Here is a 14,516-nt window from a genome sequence, read left to right on the forward strand (position 1 = left end):
CCCTGCTGGTGCCTAAATGTTGGCCACTGCGCGGAGAATGAAGTCCGCCACTGCCTGAGGCTGGGAGACGGGCAACGCGTGCGAGGCGCCGGGCACCTCGACCGTCGCCCGCGCTCCGGCCCGCTCAGCCATGAAGCGGAAGACCTCGGCCGGGATCGCCAGGTCCAGCTCAGGGTAGATGAACCAGGATGGGATCGTCCGCCACGCGGGCTCGCCCGACCCCTCACCGGCCGCCGCGCTGTTGAACGGGCGTTGCGTGGCGGCGGCCACTGTGGCCTGCTCGGGGGAGAGATCGGCGGCGAAGTGCCGGTGGTAGCCGCTCTGCTCGATGTAGGCGTCGGTGGTGCCGTCCGGGAATGGGACTTGGTAGAGCACCTCGCCGAGGGTCGCGCCGGGATATTTACCGGTCAGATCGGGCACGCTCTCACCCTTGTCGGGGGCGAGCCCGGCGGCGTAGACCAGGGCTTTGACGTTGCCGAGGCCGATGGCCGCGTTGGTGATCACGGCTCCTCCGTACGAGTGGCCGACCAGGACGATCGGCCCCTCGATGCTGGTGAGCAGGCTTCGGACGGCGGCGGCGTCGCCGGACAGGCTGCGCAGCGGGTTGGCGGCGGCGATGACGCGGTGGCCGGCCGCGCGCAGCCTGCTGATGACGCCGTTCCAGCTCGCGGACTCGGCGAAGGCGCCATGGACGAGGACGATGGTGGGTTTCACGATTCGCTCCTTGCAGCATCGAAGATGATCTTGGCGACGCGGTCGGGCTGGGAGACGGCCACGGCGTGGGAGGCCTTCACCTCGATGGTGCGGGAGCCGGCGCGCTCGGCCATGAATCGCTGGGCGGCCAGCGGGATGGCCCGGTCCTCGGTGGCGAGCAGGGCCCAGGAGGCGATGGTCCGCCAGGCGGTCTTCGTGGCCTTCTCCTCCAGCGCGGTGGTGGCCGCGGGCCGCTGGGTGGCGGCCAGCAGCGCGGCGGTGCCGGCAGGTACGTCGGCGGCGAAGTGCCGGTGGAAGGCGGAGGGCTTGACGTAGAGGTCGGTCCCGGTGCCACCGCCGGGCAGCGGGAAAGGCACCCGCAGCAGGTTCTGGCCCAGGGTGTTGCCGGGGAAGCGGGTGGTCAGCTCGCCGGTGCTCTCGCCCCGGTCGGGGATGACAGCGGCGATGTAGACCAGCGCCTTGACCTGCGGATGGTCCACGGCGGCGGCACTGATCACGGCTCCTCCGTAGGAGTGACCGGCCAGCACGATCGGGCCCTTGACGCTGTCGAGCACGCTGCGGACGTAGGCGGCGTCGGGCTCCAGGCCGCGCAGCGGGTTGGACGCCGACAGCACCGGATATCCGGCACGCTGCAACCGCTGGATGACGCCGTTCCAGCTGGAGGAGTCAGCGAAAGCGCCGTGCACCAGTACCACGGTGGGCTTGCCGCTGACTCCGCCAGCGGAGGCGGCCGGCGGCAGGGCCGCCAGGCCGAGCGTGACGGCGGCGGCCGCCAGGCCGATCATGGATCTTCGATTCATCGTGCTTCTCCTTCTTCCGAGATCCGGTCGTGGATCCAGACTCGGCTCAGGACAAGCAGGAGGAATCAGTCATTCGCCTGCGCCTTCCTCACCCTGTCGAAGCGGGCGGATCTAGGTCGTTTGACGCTTGACAGGCCTACACCAACGTCTCGCGGCTGAGCAGGACCACGCCACCGCTCTCGAGATCGGCCAGGTCCTCCAGCACGGCGGCGACCGAGTCGTCCTGTCCCGCCTCCTCGTAGAGCGCGCGAGCCTCGTCAAGCACCCGCCGGACAGACTCGACCTCGCCCAGACGACACAGCACGGCGGCCAGGTTCCGCAGGGTCCGCCCGATCGCCCGCGTGATCGGATGGGCCTTGAGCTGGGGCAGCGCCAGCCGGTAGTGCTCCGACGCTTCCCGGTGGCGGCCCAGCGTGGCGTAGTTGTCGCCCATCACGTCCAGCGCGCAGCCGAGACTGAAGGCCACGATCGCCGGAGCTCCGCCATACCCGGGATCGCGCAGGACACCGACCAGCTCCGTCAGTTCAGCCAGGGACTCCTCCGCACGCCGCAGCCGGGACAGGCAGTCGGCCGAGGTCAGCGCAGCCTGCGGATACCCCTCGGCGTCACCGGCCTGCCGCAGCAACTCCGCGCCACGGGCCGCGTGCCGGGCGGCTCGCTCCAGGTCACCGGCGCCGGCCGAGTCGCGCACCGCCCAGGCGGCATACGTCAGCGACCAGCCCGCCTGCCGCGCGTCACCCGCCTTACCCGCCAGCTCGAAGGCGGCCAGCGCAGCCCGTTCGGCCTCCGGATAGCGTCGCTCGGTGATGCTGTAGGCCCACGACAGGTAATTGAGATGCACCGCCTCCAGCAGCGGATCGGCCAGGGCACGGGCGGCGGCCGAGGACAGCTCGAACACCTCCCGCCAGTGACCCCAGTGAATCCAGCGGTCGGAGAACCAGTGCATCGACTCGGCCACCTCGACCACCCGCGCGTGCTCGCCGCCGCGCGCCGCCGACCGCAGCGCCGCCAGCCAACCCTCGCTCTCGCCGCGCAGCCACGCCTCGGCCTGGTCGGCATCCGCCAGCGTGACCAGCTCGCTCCAACCCTCAGGTGGCGCACCGAACCCGGGCTCGAACCAGCGACCGGCCACCACCGCCGTCTCCAGCAGCCAGGACTCCATCCGCCGCCGCGCCGCGCGCCGTTCCTCGATCGGCTCTTGCTCGCTCAGCCGGGCCCGCGCATACAGCCGCACCAGATCGTGAAAGCGGTAGGCCACGGCGAACGGCGCCTGTAGCAGCCCCAGCTCGACCAGTTCCTCCAGCGCGTCTTCGGCCTCGAACAGGTCGACCTCGGCCAGGACGGCGGCCATCGGCACCCCGAAGTCCGGGGCGGCGGCGAGCGCCAAACGCCGGAACAGAAGCCGAGCGGTCAGCGACAGCTGGCGGTAGGACAGCTGGAAGGCACCGGCCACCGCCAAATCACCGGCCGACAGCGCCTCCAGCCGCCGCTCCTGATCACCGAGCCGTCCGGCCAACTGGCCCAGGTCCCAGCCGGGGCGGCTCTGCAGCCGGTTGCCGGCGATCCGCACCGCCAGCGGCAGGTTCCCACACAACCGCACGACCTCGGCCAGCCCTCGCGGGTCTGCTTCGGCGCGCTGCCTGCCGATGATCGCCGCCAGCAACGTCGCCGCCTCATCGTCCGGCAGCGGCGCCAGCGGGATCTGGCGCACTCCTTCCAGCCCGGCCAGGCTGCGACGGCTGGTGATCAGCGTCAACCCGGGTCCGGCAGCCGGCAGCAGGGGCCGCACCTGGGCTTCTCCGACGGCGTTGTCCAGCACGATGAGGCAGCGCCGCTCCCGCAGCACCGCCCGGTACTGCCCGGCCCGTTCGTTCTCCTCGCCTGCGATGCGCCGCTCGGCCACCCCGAGCGCCTTCAACATCCGGGCCAGCGCGACCGCCGGCTCCAGCGGAACCGGGTCCATTCCGCGCAGGTCGACGTACAGGCGGCCGTCGGGGAATCTGCCACCCAGATACTCGGCGGCGTGCACGACCAGCGTCGTCTTCCCGGTCCCGGCCGGCCCCGAGATGGTGGCCACCCCCGCCGTCCCAGCCGCCGCGGGCCCCTCGGCCAGCTCGCGCAGAAGCTCCAGCTCCGCCGCCCGGCCGGTGAAGTCCCCCGTGCCGCGCGGAAACGCGCACACCCCGCCGGTCCCCGCCGGTCGGGGACGACCGGCTTGCGCGGCCTCCGCCAGAGCCCGAGCCTGCTGCGGCGCCAGGTTCAGGGCCTTCGCCAGAGCCTGGACCGTACGGCGCTGCGGGCCACGGCTGGTTCCACGTTCCATGTCACCGATGGCACGCTCGCTGATGCCGGAGGCGTGCGACAACTCCTCCATGGTCAGCTGCGCTTCATGCCGCAGGCTGCGTAACAACGGTCCGAAGGCGATCGTCGCCGGTCCGCTCTCGACGGGATCAACCGCACTCATCCCACACCTCCCCGGCTCCTTCCACGCTCTTGTCAGATGATCCCGCTCTCATGCTGAAGTTGCGATGGGATCGTCCTCTCAGGCTCGACCAACTCTGCGGAGTTCTCTTCTTTCGTGCACGGCTTGAGAAAGGTTCAATCGGACCGGCGCAGGTCTTCGGCGATGGTCAGCAACTCGGCGGCGTCGCGGTTCCATCTGGCGAACCTGAGAAGACCCAGCTCGCAGGCCAGGAAGGGGGAAGTCGAGGAAGATCCAACGAACTCGACTCAAGAACTATTGCTTACCCGGGTTGCCTGCTCCGGTTTGCCACGATGTCAGCCCACCCCTAAGTCCCCGACGTGGCCCGTCAAGCTCCGGTCGCCGAGTCCGCCGAGCAGCTCGCGTAGTAGCGCGGCGAGCTGTTCTCGGCGTTCGGGTGCGAGATGGCCGACCAGGCGGTGCTCGGCCCGGAGCAGGTCATCGACGACCTGGTCGAGCAGGGCGTTGCCGACCTCGGTGAGGGTGATCGCGCGCGCGTGGTAGCCCGACCCGGCGGTGGCGCGTTCGACCAGTCCGGCGTTGACCGCGCGTTCCACGCGCTGGGTGATGGCGCCGCGCGTCACCATGCACGCCTCGGCCAGGTCTCCCGGACTCATCCGGTACGGCGGACCGGCGCGCCGCAACGTCGACAGCAGGTCCAGGGTCGCCACGTCCAGGCCCAGGTCCGCGAGGAGACGACGACGCTCGTCACCGAAGATCTTGGCGGCCCACCAGACGCGGGTGATGATCCCGATCGAGTCCACCGGGACGCCCGGCAGCTCACGCCGCCAGGCGTCCTGGATGGCATCGGCCCGGTCACGCGGTGGCTTACCGGCCACGTTCGGCGCCGCCGCTCACCTGGATGATCTGCGCGGTGATGTGCCCGGCGCCGGGCGAGGCGAGCCAGTGCACGGTCTCGGCGACATCCTGCGGCGATCCGGCCCGGCCGGTGTGGGTCTGCGCGACGAGCGTCGCGCGGCGTTCGTCGCTCAGGGTGCCGCCGAAGAACTCGGTGTCCTCGATGAGGCCCGGGGCGACGACGTTGACCGTGATGCCGCGCGGCCCGAGCGCGGCGGCGAGGTCGAACGCGTAGGGGTGCAGGGCCGCCTTCATCGGCCCGTAGGAGCTGCCGCCCGAGCCCCGCAGGGCCGCGATCGAGCTGACGAACACGACTCGCCCGGACGGGTTGAGCAGATCACGCAGAGCCTCGGTCGGGAGCACCGCCGTCAGCACGTTGGCCCGGAAGTTGCCCGACCAGCGATCCACGACGCCCTCGTGGGTGCCGGTCCTTTCGACGTTGCCGCCCGCGTTGTTGACCAGCACGTCGATCCCGCCGAAACGCCCGGCCAGGTCGGCGCGTACGCGCTCGGCCTCTGCCGGTTCGCTGAGGTCGGCCGGCAGAGCGGTGCCACCGATCTCCGCAGCCGCCTTTTCCAGGACGTCGGCGCGTCGGCCGATGAGCACCACCTGGTCGCCGTCGGCCGCGAAACGCGCCGCCACCGCCTTGCCGATGCCGGTTCCGCCGCCGGTCACCACTGTCGTCCGCGTCATCTCGATCCCCCCTGAGTTTAGGTCTAAATTCAGGGTACTTCGCAGCGGTACACGTGCTCGTCGCGGCCCAGGACGATGAGACCGATGCGGTCGATCGTCACGGTGACCGGCGGCTGCCCGGACGGCGGTCACCCCCTGTCCGTACGACTCGGCGGGGCCTGTGGCGGCCCCCGAGGCACTGGGCCGCCGACAGGTCGCGTAGAGCCAGGTTCGCGCTGTGCACATCACCGACCGCCTTGAAACAGGCCACCGCCTGCTCATGAACGGTAATCGCCTCACCGTACCGGCCTGCCTCGCGCAGGGCCAGGCCGAGATCGCCCAACACGGTGCCGGTCGCCGAGCCGGATCGTGACCTGCGCCGCGATGGCATCGACGCTCAGGCGAGCATCCAGGGCGCGGCGCCTGACCAGATACTCGCACAGCCGGGCGATCATCTTCGCGTGGTCGGGGTGTCCATGGTCAGAAGGATGCGCCACGACAGAATTCGCATCGAAGAATAACCAAAGCCCCCGCCCTGACGGGCGGGGGCTCACCGTGCCGGATGACGTTAGTCGTACTTCAGGATGGTGACGGTAAGGATGTTGCCCGGGAAGTTGACCTCTGAGGTCTCACCCACCCCCACACGCGGACCGGTCACGGTCCAGGGCCCGTTCATGGGGTTTATGTGAATGCCGTATACATGGACCGCTTGCGTACCCGTGCCGCTCGTGCACCTGCTGAACACGCGGGCGTAATACTCCTGCCAGGCCCAGCAGCCCGAAGGGGCGGCTTGGGCGGGGGATGCCGTGCCCACCAGCAGCGACGCGGTGAGCAACGCGATGGCCGACACAACCGCCGCCCTGCTTCTTCTCATGTGCGCTTCCTCCGGTTCCGAAGGGGGTGACGCCACCATTAGGAAACTTTCCTAAACGGAACATACGCTCCCGGAGCGATCAGTCAAGGACGCCCGGGGCCCACTAAAGGTGACCCCTCTTACGGCAGCCCATCCCGTGCCGCGGGTTCCAGGATGGGCAGAGACAGGTAGGTCATGCGCGGCCGGCCTGAACCAGCAGGCGTCCCCGCGTCGTTCGGCCGGAGGAGGCGGCAGCGGTGGCCCTCCCATCCGCCGACCGCACGTCCCGCAGAAGACACAGCCGGCCGCCATCGCCGCCGCGGCCGGCCAGGTGGTCCCGCGTGTCGTCCGCGGCGGTCTGGCCACCGAACGGAGCGAACCAAGTGCGGCCCAGCCGAGCCGCTCGACCGTGCCGACCACTCCGCCACCCGGGCGTTCGTCGCCCACCTGGCCGATCGGCGCGCGCCGATGGCCGAGGTAGGCGGCGGCAATGCCGGGCAGGTGAAACCCATCGCCTCCTGATCGACACGGGACCGTCCCGGCCCCGTACAGGACGAGATCGGCCCGGGAGGGCAGCCACTCCGGCAGGAAACGGTCGCACCGGCTAGCCCAGCACATGCCGGCCGGGCCGCCGCCGCAGACCAGGACGCCGGTGCTCTCGATGGTCATGTCAGCTCCTTCTGACGTAGCCCGTAGTGGGTGAACAGGGCGATGACCGCCAGCCGTAGCGCCACGTTCGCCCAGATCGAGGCGTGGAGGCCGCGAGTGAAGGCGTAGGCCTCGACGGCGGCGGCGCAGCCGTGGAACACGATCAGGGTCCGCACGGCCAGGAGTATCCCCTCCGGTTGCCGCAGGGCCGCGAACGACAGGAACGCCACTGCCAGTTCGGCGGCGCCCAGCAGGTGGCACACCAGGTAGGCGTTCTCGGGGACGCTTATGCCGACGGCGCTGGGAACCAGACCGGGTGCGGCGATGAGCACCACCCCCGCCGCCAGGGTGACCAGGCCGTGCAGGGTGAGCAGGATTCGGAGATTCACCGGTCCGCCGCCCCGCGCAGGCGCGCTTGGGCGGAGCGCTGATCGTTGAGGTGCGGGTACGGCTCATCCGGCACGGGCACGCCGAGGAAGCCGCACAGCGGTTCCCAGCCCTGCCTGCTCTCGTGGATCAGGATCCGGTCGGCGGGCAGAGCGCTGGTCACCTCGTCCGTGCGGCGCCGGAACACCTCCACGGCGTGGCGCTCCTCGGGCATCGGCTCGTCCAGCGTCGTGCCGAACGTCTCGCTCCAGACTCGTGCCAGCAATGGCCGCATGGCGGCGAGCATGGGGCGCAGGGCGCCAGGCGCCGCGCCGGGGTCGGTCAGCAGCGCGAAGACGGTGTCGCGGAGGCTGGCGTACCAGGCGTGCGGATCACGCACGGTGAGGATGACCTTGGCGTCGGGGTACGCCTGTGAGAGCGGGCGCCAGAAGTGGGCGCTCGGCCAGTCCACCGCGGCCCGGTAGCCGTCCAGCGTGCCGTTCCAATCGATCGGTCCGTCCAGGATCTGCCGCCAGCGTTGTGCCTGGTCCGGATGGGCGGCGATCTCCTGCATGTGGTGGCATGGGCCGAAACCGAGCCGCTCCAGCGCCGTCTTCAGCGATGTGGTGCCGGTACGGGGAAGTCCCGCGCCGATCACGCTGATCATCTGCACCCGCTTAATTCATCATCTAATGAGTTCATGGTTGAGACGATACATATATGAGGTTCACATAGGAAGCGGTACCACGACACGTCGTGAACCGGGACCTGGTCGCCGCCCCGGCAGCGGCCACCGAGCGGCATGACATACACGTGGCCGACCTGCAACGGACCATCGAGGCCGCCGGGCGCTGTCGTAGCCCAGCCGAGCCCCCCGACGATCTGCCGGGAGCGGCGGTCGGGCGGGAGATCCCCGGAGCATGTCCGATCCGTACAAGACCGATGCCGATCTCTCTCCCTCGGCATCGCCAATGATCGAGCAGATCCAGCCGACGGGTGGCCCCGCTCTGACCGCCGGGGCGGTGATGAGACTCGCCGACAGTGTCAAGGGCCCACGGAACTGGTGGAGGTGCCGCGGATCTACGGCGGTGGCCTGTTCTTCCCGGCCGAGTCGATCCGTGACGTGCTGCACTTCTACCGCACATGGGTCACCGAGGTGCCCGACGAGCTCAGTTCCTCCTTCTTCATGATGCCCTGGCCCGATGTGCCCGAGGTCCCCGAGGAGTTGCGCGGGCGTTTCGCCATGCACCTGCGCCTGAGCCACCTCGGCTCGCCGCAGGACGGGGCCCGGCTCGTCAAGCCGCTGCGCGAGATCGCCACGCCGCTGCTCGACACGGTCACCGACATCCCATACACCGAGGTCGGCACCATCCACAACGATCCGCCGACGCCCGGCTCGGACCACATCAACAACTTCCAGCTCACCCACCTCGACCATGACGCCGTCGAGGCGATCCTGGCGCTGGTGGGCCCCGGATCGAACAGCACGGTCAGCATCGAGATCCGTCATCTCGGCGGCGCCCTCGCCCGGCCGCCGCGCCTACCGAACGCGGTCGCGCACACCACCGCCCAGTTCCAGCACTACTCCGCCGGTGTCCTCGGTATCGGCGAGGACGAGGCCGTATGCGCCGGGCACGACCGGGTCGTCCAGACCCTCAGCCCATGGAACAGCGGGATGCGCACGCTCAACTTCATGGCGGGCGTCGCCCACACCGACCCGGAGGACGTGCGCCAGGCGTTCACACCGGAGGCGTACGAGCGACTGGTCGCCGTCAAGACGGCCCACGACCCCGGCAACATGTTCCGCTTCAACCACAACATTCCGCCAGCGGCCGGAGGGAGTCGATGACGAAGGACGTCAGTGGGGTTCGCCCACACCGCCGTTACCGCCGCCGGGCGCGGCATCGAGCGGCACGCGGCGTATGGGGCAACGGCATGTCACGTTCTGGATCGGGCGTTTGTCATAGCCGTGAACGATCGGAGTCCCCGACCTGAGGAGCGTCACGGACATGACGAACAGCGAGCTGCGCACCGCCGTACGGGGGCCGGTGCTGCTGCCCGGTGAGGAGGGATTCGAGCAGGCCGCGCGGCCGTGGAGCCTGACCGTCGCCCAGCCGGTCGCCGCGGTGGTGGAGGCGCTGGACGCCGACGACGTCGCCGCGCTGGTGCGGTACGCGCGCGGCGCCGGCCTGACGGTGAGCGCCCAGCCCAGCGGGCACGGCGCGTCGGGCGACGTCGAAGGCGTGATCCTGCTGCGCACCGGGCGGCTGGACGAGGTGGAGGTCCACCCCGGTGAGCGGATCGTCAGGGCCGGGGCGGGCGTGAAGTGGGAGCGGGTCCAGGCCGAGGCGAGCCGGCACGGGCTGACCGGCCTGACCGGCAGCGCCCCCGGCGTCTCGGTCACCGGCTACACCCTGGGCGGCGGCCTCGGCTGGTTCGCCCGCAGGTACGGCTTCGCCGCCGACAGCGTGCGCGCCTTCGACGTGGTGGACGCCGACGGCGGGCGGGCCAGGGTGACCGCCGGGTCCGACCCCGACCTGTTCTGGGCGCTGTGCGGCGGCGGCGGAGACTTCGCCCTGGTCACCGCCGTGGAGTTCGACCTCTACCCGGCACCGGCCGTCTACGGCGGGCGGATCGTGTGGCCCGGCGACCGCGCCGCCGACGTGCTGGCCGCCTTCGGCGACGTAACCGCCTCGGCGCCGCCCGAGCTGAGCGTGTGGACGAGCCTGGTGCGCCTCCCCGACGCCCCGCCGATGGTGGCCGTGGACGCCGTCCACCTGGGCGAGGCGGAGGAGGGCCGGGAGCTGCTGGCCGCCTTCGACAAGATCGACGGCGTCCTGCGGGACTCGCGGGACGCGCTCGCGGTCGCCGATCTGGGGCAGGTCACCGCCGAGCCGGTGGACCCGGTCCCGGTGCTGGCCCGCACCGAGTTGCTGACCGGCCTGGACGACGAGGTGTCCGGTGCCCTGCTGGCGGCGCCGATCGATCCCCTGGTCGGCGTCCAGCTCCGCCATCTGGGCGGGGCGCTGGCGCGGGCCGGGGCGGGCGCGGGGCCGAGCGGGCCGGTGGCCGAGCCGTACCTGCTGTACCTGTTCGGGCTGTCGCTCGGCCCGGAGGTGGCGGCGGGCGTCAAGGCCAGGCAGGAGGAACTGGTCCGCTCGCTCGGCGAGCGGGTGAGCGGGCGCAAGCCGTACACGTTCCTGAGCCGGGCCGACTCGGCGGCGGCGGCGTTCACCGCGCCGGTGCTGGCGCGGCTGCGCGAGGTGAAGCGGGCCCGCGACCCGCACAACGTGTTCCGTGCCAACTACTCCGTCGCGGGCTAGCCCGAGGCGGATCCGGTGCGGGCCCCGCACCGGATCCGGCCTCACAGGCGCGTCACGAGTGACGCACGAAGATCTCGCCGTAGGAGGTCCGGGCCCGCACCTCAACGGTCTCCTCCGCGTCGTGGGGAACGTCGGCGGCGTCCAGCGAGGTGCGCACGTTGCCGTACACCGCGGTGGCGTCCAGCCAGGCGGCGGTGCCCCGGCGCACGCCGACCTCGATGTCGCCGTAGCCGGTCTCCAGCACGATCGAGCCGCGCACCGCCTCGGCCACGGTGATGCCGCCGGTGGAGGTCGTGGCCTCCAGGTCGGCCAGCACCCGGTCGACGCCGATGTCGCCGTAGGCGGTCTTGAGCCGCAGCGGGCCGGTCACCTCGCCGAGCGTGATGTGGCCGTTGGAGGACTTGACCACCCCGCCGCCGACCGCGCGGATCCGGACCTGGCCGTTGGCGCTGGTCACGTCGGCGTGGCCGGCCGCCCGGGTCACGGTGATGTCGCCGTGGGCGTTGTACAGCCGGACCCTGCCCGTCTCCTCCACCCACAGGTCGCCGTAGGTGGTCTTGAAGGATGACTCGGCCAGGCGGCCCTCGGCGCGGATGTCGCCGGCCGCCTCGGCGCTGACCCGCGACCCGGCGGGCAGCCCCACCTCCACCTCCACCGAGCCGCCCAGGCCGAACAGCGACATGGCCTTGAACCTCGGGGCCTTGACCAGCAGGTGGCCCGAGGCGTACTCGACCGTGCTCTCGGCGGCGGCCTGCACGTCGGCGGGGTTCAGGTCGTCGGAGGGGCGCACCTCGACGGTGGTGTCGGCCCGGTCCGCGGCGGTGATCCGGATGCGTCCCGCGCCGATGGAGATCGAGACGGAGATCGGTTCAGGTGAGTCGAAAGCCGGCATGGCGCTGCCCTTCTCGGTCCGTTCGCGCGGGGTCATGGGCCCGGCCGCGCGGGGCGGCCGGGGGCGGGCACGTCAGCGGACCCAGCCGGTGAAGCGCCGCCCGGTCTGCGGCTCGGGGCGCGAGCCTGGACGGCCGCGCCGCTCCTCGTTGTGCACGGCCGCGGCGACCGCCCGGACCAGCCACGCGTTGACCGACAGGCCCTCGCGGGCCGCGGCCTCGTCGATGCGCGGCTTAAGATGCTCGGGGACACGCAGCGACACCCGTGCGGTGCCGCCGTCCTCGGCCTCGGGCACGGCGGGCAGCGGCGTGTGCGGCGCCGGCTCGGGCGTGGCGTCGGCCGGTTCGCCGTTCGGCCGGGCGCCCGGCGGCGGGTTCACCACGAAACCCGGCTCGCGGCCGCGTAGCCGCACCTCGACCGAGCCCGGGGCGAGATCGCGGGTGATCTCGTCGGCGGCGGCCGACAGCGCCTCCAGCAGGGCGAGGCGGACCGCCGACTCCAGTGCCGCGCTGAGCCGCTCGGCCAGCGCCCTGGCCTCGTCGCCGCCCGCGCCGGCGGCCACCGCGAGTTCGCGGCGCAGGTGGTCCACATACGGCGTCAAGTCCATGACACCACTATGACGCCATATTGACGTCAATGCAACCCGGAAGTGATGGTCGATGGTGTCACGATGTGGCGTGTGGGGGATTTGTGCGGGAAGGTGTGCACCGAGGGGTCGCGTTCGCCGTCCGGCGCGCGCGGGCCGCGACCGGCGGCATGCATGACGGTACGACGGCACGACGAGGAGGCACGATGAAGTACCTGCTGTTGCACTGCGTGGACGGGCCCATGGACGCCAAGCCGGAGGAGTTCGACCCGGGCGAGTGGGTCAGGGAGATGCACGAGCGGCGGGTCCGCGTGGTGGGCGAGCGGCTCGAACCCACCGAGGAGGCGGCCACCGTCCGGGTGCGCGACGGCGAGCGGCTCGTCACCGCCGGTCCGCACGTCCAGACCAGGGAGTGGATCGCCGGCTTCGACCTGATCGAGTGCGCCGACCTCGACGAGGCGGTCGAGATCGCGGGCAAGCACCCGATGGCCAAGATCGGAATGGTGGAGGTCAGGCCCGTCTGGATGCTGGAGTAGGACCCGCGTGCCCGCCGCCGCGCGGCGGCGGCGGGCAGGCCTCAGGCCCCCGCGCCGCCCAGTTCGACGGACGCGGGCATCAGCCCGTAGGGGTCGGGGTGGACGCGGTTGGTGAAGTCCATCACCTCCACGCGCACCGGGCGCAGCCTGATCAGCACGTAGTCGTCGCCGGACGGCCCGCCGGGGAAGAACGCCTCATGGCCGGGCGACCACCGGGCGACGCGCTCGGCGAGGTCCTCCACCGGTTCGGCGCGCGCCGCCAGGCTCACGTAGGCGAAGGCGGAGCGGTCCTCCACGGCGTAGGTCACATCGGGACGACGCCGGATGTCGGCGACCTTGCGGGAGCGGGGGCTCGTCCCGATCCACACGGTGGCGTCGTCGTCCACCGCCAGATGCTCCACCAGGCGGCTGTTGGGCCGCCCGTCCGCGCCCACGGTGGTCAGGAAGCCGTAGGGATTGGACCGCAGCAACCGCACGGCCAGCTCGAACTCCATGATCGCCTCCTGGTCGGGCGGCGGCCACCGCCGCCCCGCACCCGATTGTCCCGCCTGCGAGGCACGACCCCGCGGCGGGGGCGGATCATGGCGCCGACACGGTGCCGCGCGCGACGGTCAGGGTCAGCCTGATCCCGGTGGCGGACGCGCACCTGAAGCCCTCCTGGCCGTCCAGCGAGAACCTGACGGACAGGTCGTGCCCGGGAGCGGGCCGTCGGCGAGGGTGCCGGCCAGGACGAGCGAGCCGTAGGAAGGGGCGGGCGGCGGTGTCGCGGGGGCGGAGATCTGGGACACCCCGGCCTCCTGGCCGGCGCCGTCGCGCCAGACGACCCTGCCGGTCACCGGCAGGGTCGCGCCCAGCGCGCACGACAGGACGCCGGTGCCCGAAAATTCGAAGCGGCCCGTGCGAAGCACCGGATCGGTGGTGACGCAAGAGCTGAGATAGCCGTCACCGGCCACGGTGATCGTGCCCGGCTGGGATCGCAGGGCCGGGCTGAACAGGGCGAGCACACTGCCCCGGCAGTCGACCACTACGGGACCGGCCGCGGCGGCCGGGACTTGCGCGGACAGGGCCGTGGTCGATAACAGCGCCGATAACAGCAGGGCGGCGCGGGCGAGCAGGCGTCGCGGGAACGACATCGCGGATCTCCTCCGGTCGGGGGCGGCGGGGCCGCGCCTGGTGTCCCCCGCTCCCGCCCGGTCAACCGTCCCTGGGCGCGCACTCGTAGTAACGTGATCGGGCTGTTGTGACCATAAGCACGGATGGAGGAGACAGGTGGAGCGCGACCTGCAGATCGAGGACCAGGTGACCGGAACCGGCGCGGAGATCACGCCCGGCCAGACGGCGGTCATGCACTACACCGGCTGGCTGTGGAACGACGGCGGGAAGGGTGCCAAGTTCGACTCTTCGGTCGATCGTGGCACCCCGTTCGAGTTCCCGCTCGGCAAGGGGCACGTCATCGCGGGCTGGGACCAGGGTGTGGCCGGCATGCGGGTGGGCGGCAAGCGCACCCTGCTCATCCCCCCGCACCTGGGGTACGGCGACCGGGGCGCGGGCGGCGGCCGGATCCCGGGTGGCGCGACGCTGTTCTTCGAGGTCGAACTGCTCGCCGTCAGGTAGCCGAGAGGCGGGGCGGCCCCCCCCCCCCCGGGCCCCGCCCCCCCCCCGCCCCGCCCCGCCCCCCCCCCCCCGGGCGCCCCCCCCCCCCCCGCCCCGCCCCCCCGCCCCCCCCCCCCCCCCCCCCCCCCCCCCCCCCCCCCCCCCCCCCCCCCCCCCCCCCCCCCCCCCCCCCC

At 71.8% G+C, this 14,516-nt stretch carries 17 protein-coding genes; 5 read left to right on the forward strand and 12 right to left on the reverse strand.

The window, feature by feature from the left end:
* Positions 1–12: 12 nt before the first annotated feature.
* The 5 genes from P3X83_RS36090 to P3X83_RS36110 form a co-directional block, all read right to left on the reverse strand.
* Positions 13–714 carry an alpha/beta hydrolase gene (locus P3X83_RS36090; RefSeq protein ID WP_277309849.1) on the reverse strand — a complete coding sequence of 234 codons (702 nt, stop codon included), beginning with the start codon at positions 712–714 and terminating at the stop codon, positions 13–15.
* The gene (locus P3X83_RS36095; RefSeq protein ID WP_277309850.1) at positions 711–1,514 is read right to left on the reverse strand and encodes an alpha/beta hydrolase; all 804 of its coding nucleotides are present in this window, start codon (positions 1,512–1,514) and stop codon (positions 711–713) included. Before P3X83_RS36095 ends, P3X83_RS36090 begins: the two co-directional genes overlap by 4 nt.
* Before the next feature lie 136 nt (positions 1,515–1,650).
* The gene (locus P3X83_RS36100; protein ID WP_277309851.1) at positions 1,651–3,978 is read right to left on the reverse strand and encodes a helix-turn-helix domain-containing protein; all 2,328 of its coding nucleotides are present in this window, start codon (positions 3,976–3,978) and stop codon (positions 1,651–1,653) included.
* 314 nt (positions 3,979–4,292) lie between these two features.
* Entirely contained in the window at positions 4,293–4,835 is a 543-nt protein-coding gene (locus P3X83_RS36105) for a MarR family winged helix-turn-helix transcriptional regulator (protein WP_277309852.1), read from the reverse strand.
* The gene (locus P3X83_RS36110) at positions 4,825–5,547 is read right to left on the reverse strand and encodes an SDR family oxidoreductase (RefSeq protein ID WP_277309853.1); all 723 of its coding nucleotides are present in this window, start codon (positions 5,545–5,547) and stop codon (positions 4,825–4,827) included. Before P3X83_RS36110 ends, P3X83_RS36105 begins: the two co-directional genes overlap by 11 nt.
* Positions 5,548–5,873: 326 nt before the next feature.
* On the opposite strand from P3X83_RS36110, the gene P3X83_RS36115 reads away from it, so the two are divergent.
* The gene (locus P3X83_RS36115) at positions 5,874–6,047 is read left to right on the forward strand and encodes a hypothetical protein (protein ID WP_277309854.1); all 174 of its coding nucleotides are present in this window, start codon (positions 5,874–5,876) and stop codon (positions 6,045–6,047) included.
* 47 nt (positions 6,048–6,094) lie between these two features.
* On the opposite strand, the gene P3X83_RS36120 is transcribed toward P3X83_RS36115, so the two are convergent.
* The 3 genes from P3X83_RS36120 to P3X83_RS36130 form a co-directional block, all read right to left on the reverse strand.
* On the reverse strand, positions 6,095–6,400 hold the full coding sequence (locus P3X83_RS36120; protein ID WP_277309855.1) for a hypothetical protein: 306 nt from the start codon (positions 6,398–6,400) through the stop codon (positions 6,095–6,097).
* 644 nt (positions 6,401–7,044) lie between these two features.
* A complete protein-coding gene (locus P3X83_RS36125; protein WP_277309856.1) occupies positions 7,045–7,416 on the reverse strand; it encodes a hypothetical protein in 372 nt (123 codons plus the stop codon).
* Positions 7,413–8,060: a sulfotransferase family protein gene (locus P3X83_RS36130; RefSeq protein WP_277309857.1), complete on the reverse strand. Its 648-nt coding sequence runs from the start codon at positions 8,058–8,060 to the stop codon at positions 7,413–7,415. The genes P3X83_RS36125 and P3X83_RS36130 overlap by 4 nt, the downstream gene beginning before the upstream one ends.
* Before the next feature lie 396 nt (positions 8,061–8,456).
* Between P3X83_RS36130 and P3X83_RS36135 the strand changes: the two genes are divergently transcribed.
* Together P3X83_RS36135 and P3X83_RS36140 are read left to right on the forward strand one after the other, a co-directional pair.
* Complete coding sequence (locus tag P3X83_RS36135) at positions 8,457–9,242, forward strand: BBE domain-containing protein (RefSeq protein WP_277309858.1); 786 nt, start codon at positions 8,457–8,459, stop codon at positions 9,240–9,242.
* Between the two features lie 160 nt (positions 9,243–9,402).
* A complete protein-coding gene (locus P3X83_RS36140) occupies positions 9,403–10,716 on the forward strand; it encodes an FAD-binding oxidoreductase (RefSeq protein ID WP_277309859.1) in 1,314 nt (437 codons plus the stop codon).
* 52 nt (positions 10,717–10,768) lie between these two features.
* On the opposite strand, the gene P3X83_RS36145 is transcribed toward P3X83_RS36140, so the two are convergent.
* Together P3X83_RS36145 and P3X83_RS36150 are read right to left on the reverse strand one after the other, a co-directional pair.
* Complete coding sequence (locus P3X83_RS36145) at positions 10,769–11,608, reverse strand: DUF4097 family beta strand repeat-containing protein (protein ID WP_277309860.1); 840 nt, start codon at positions 11,606–11,608, stop codon at positions 10,769–10,771.
* A gap of 72 nt (positions 11,609–11,680) precedes the next feature.
* Positions 11,681–12,214 (reverse strand): toxin-antitoxin system HicB family antitoxin, encoded by a 534-nt coding sequence (locus tag P3X83_RS36150; RefSeq protein ID WP_277309861.1) that lies wholly within the window; start codon positions 12,212–12,214, stop codon positions 11,681–11,683.
* Positions 12,215–12,399: 185 nt separating this feature from the next.
* On the opposite strand from P3X83_RS36150, the gene P3X83_RS36155 reads away from it, so the two are divergent.
* The gene (locus P3X83_RS36155; protein ID WP_277309862.1) at positions 12,400–12,729 is read left to right on the forward strand and encodes a YciI family protein; all 330 of its coding nucleotides are present in this window, start codon (positions 12,400–12,402) and stop codon (positions 12,727–12,729) included.
* Positions 12,730–12,770: 41 nt separating this feature from the next.
* Here P3X83_RS36155 and P3X83_RS36160 read toward each other — a convergent pair whose 3' ends face one another.
* Both P3X83_RS36160 and P3X83_RS36165 read right to left on the reverse strand, forming a co-directional pair.
* Entirely contained in the window at positions 12,771–13,223 is a 453-nt protein-coding gene (locus P3X83_RS36160) for a pyridoxamine 5'-phosphate oxidase family protein (protein WP_277309863.1), read from the reverse strand.
* Positions 13,224–13,346: 123 nt separating this feature from the next.
* Positions 13,347–13,862, reverse strand: coding sequence for a hypothetical protein (locus tag P3X83_RS36165; RefSeq protein ID WP_277309864.1), 516 nt, complete (start codon positions 13,860–13,862; stop codon positions 13,347–13,349).
* Positions 13,863–13,998: 136 nt separating this feature from the next.
* Between P3X83_RS36165 and P3X83_RS36170 the strand changes: the two genes are divergently transcribed.
* Positions 13,999–14,343, forward strand: coding sequence for an FKBP-type peptidyl-prolyl cis-trans isomerase (locus P3X83_RS36170; RefSeq protein ID WP_277309865.1), 345 nt, complete (start codon positions 13,999–14,001; stop codon positions 14,341–14,343).
* Positions 14,344–14,516 lie beyond the last annotated feature (173 nt).

This window comes from Spongiactinospora sp. TRM90649 (genome assembly GCF_029382225.1).
Classification (GTDB): domain Bacteria; phylum Actinomycetota; class Actinomycetes; order Streptosporangiales; family Streptosporangiaceae; genus Spongiactinospora.

What these genes read in the sequence shown, in the direction of transcription:
- P3X83_RS36160 (WP_277309863.1), bottom strand. Translation starts at nt 13,223, where the DNA reads ATGGAGTTCGAGCTGGCCGTGCGGTTGCTGCGGTCCAATCCCTACGGC.
- P3X83_RS36100 (WP_277309851.1), bottom strand. Translation starts at nt 3,978, where the DNA reads ATGAGTGCGGTTGATCCCGTCGAGAGCGGACCGGCGACGATCGCCTTC.
- P3X83_RS36095 (WP_277309850.1), bottom strand. Translation starts at nt 1,514, where the DNA reads ATGAATCGAAGATCCATGATCGGCCTGGCGGCCGCCGCCGTCACGCTC.
- P3X83_RS36165 (WP_277309864.1), bottom strand. Translation starts at nt 13,862, where the DNA reads ATGTCGTTCCCGCGACGCCTGCTCGCCCGCGCCGCCCTGCTGTTATCG.
- P3X83_RS36150 (WP_277309861.1), bottom strand. Translation starts at nt 12,214, where the DNA reads ATGGACTTGACGCCGTATGTGGACCACCTGCGCCGCGAACTCGCGGTG.
- P3X83_RS36120 (WP_277309855.1), bottom strand. Translation starts at nt 6,400, where the DNA reads ATGAGAAGAAGCAGGGCGGCGGTTGTGTCGGCCATCGCGTTGCTCACC.
- P3X83_RS36145 (WP_277309860.1), bottom strand. Translation starts at nt 11,608, where the DNA reads ATGCCGGCTTTCGACTCACCTGAACCGATCTCCGTCTCGATCTCCATC.
- P3X83_RS36110 (WP_277309853.1), bottom strand. Translation starts at nt 5,547, where the DNA reads ATGACGCGGACGACAGTGGTGACCGGCGGCGGAACCGGCATCGGCAAG.
- P3X83_RS36155 (WP_277309862.1), top strand. Translation starts at nt 12,400, where the DNA reads ATGAAGTACCTGCTGTTGCACTGCGTGGACGGGCCCATGGACGCCAAG.
- P3X83_RS36130 (WP_277309857.1), bottom strand. Translation starts at nt 8,060, where the DNA reads ATGATCAGCGTGATCGGCGCGGGACTTCCCCGTACCGGCACCACATCG.
- P3X83_RS36140 (WP_277309859.1), top strand. Translation starts at nt 9,403, where the DNA reads ATGACGAACAGCGAGCTGCGCACCGCCGTACGGGGGCCGGTGCTGCTG.